Annotated in this window: 2 protein-coding genes; one reads left to right on the forward strand and one right to left on the reverse strand. The window is 64.2% G+C overall.

Annotated features, from left to right (window positions below; all coding sequences use genetic code 11):
* A partial coding sequence (locus tag Q7T84_RS06455) for a DUF1275 family protein (protein WP_304806932.1) occupies window positions 1–420 on the forward strand: 420 nt, incomplete at its 5' end.
* Window positions 421–707: 287 nt separating this feature from the next.
* Here the strand turns inward: Q7T84_RS06455 and Q7T84_RS06460 are convergent.
* The coding region (locus tag Q7T84_RS06460) for a GGDEF domain-containing protein (RefSeq protein ID WP_304806934.1) at window positions 708–1,187 on the reverse strand (480 nt) is incomplete at its 5' end.

The following is a 1,187-nucleotide window of genomic DNA, read 5'->3' on the forward strand; positions in this document are numbered from 1 at the left end:
CGCCGCGGCGTCGCCGTCCTCATTCTGGTGTCATTGTTCCTCACAGCCGCCGCGACGCTCGCCTCGTTCGGCGCAGACCGGCCGGCGATTCTGATGTTGGCCATGGCGATGGGCGCCGAGAACACGGTCTTTGCGGAAGACGGCGAGGTCAGGATTGGACTGACCTACATGACTGGTACGCTGGTGAAATTGGGCAAGCAGGTCACCGCAGCCTTGCTCGGCGGGGACCGTTTCGGCTGGGCTCCCTACTTCCTCCTATGGCTCGGGCTGGTCGCAGGAGCTGCGCTCGGAGCTACGGCTTATTTGCATCTCGGGTCACAGGCCCTTTGGTGGGCTGCCGGCTCCATGGCCTTGCTGGCGCTAGTCGCGGCTAAGCTGCCTATCAGTTTCCTCTCAGCGCGCGAATTACGGGCGGACTGACGGGGCGAGATCGCGCGTGCGCGGCGCCCCGGACCATCATGAGATGCCGGTCCCCCTGCCCCAGCGTCTGCTCGTTCGGAATCCCGCGGTTCATCACACTGGACGCTGCGGCCGCGACCGCGCCTTGAGGGTTCGCTCCAAGGCTCCGCAACTCCATGACAACAGACGAGGCCTTCCGACACCTCGCCTTGAGTTTCCCGCGATCCCGCCCCTGTCCAGTTTCGGAGATGGAGCAAGGAGGGCCGGAACAATACGAGCCCCCCAATGAGACTCCCCAGGGCGCAGCGTTAAAGCTCCGCCACGCAGATCGAATTCCGACCGGCCTCCTTCGCCCGGTAAAGCGCCGCGTCTATCATCGTGAAGAGTTCACCTGGGTCCCTCGGTCCGCGGAACACTCCCAATCCGAAGGAGGCGGTGACCACGCCGTGGGGGAGGTTTCCCTCGTGGGTCAGGCGCATGGTCGCGACGCTTGCCCGCAGGGCCTCAAAGAAAGACACCGCGTCCGGAACTTCGCGTGTCTTGCAGGCGACCAGGAATTCCTCGCCGCCGATCCTGAAGACCAAGTCGTCGGCGTTGAGTTGACGCCGCAACAGGCCGCCGATTTGACGAAGCACCAGGTCACCGGCGGCGTGCCCGTAGCGATCATTGTAGGCCTTGAAGTTGTCGATATCCATGATGCCGACGGCCTTGACCAGGCCATCGTCGCCGGCCTCAGCGAACCTCGGATACTCCATCGAATAGGCCCGGCGGTTTGGTACGCCGCAGAG

Origin of the sequence: Phenylobacterium sp. (assembly GCF_030654915.1) — a bacterium.
GTDB lineage: Bacteria > Pseudomonadota > Alphaproteobacteria > Caulobacterales > Caulobacteraceae > Phenylobacterium.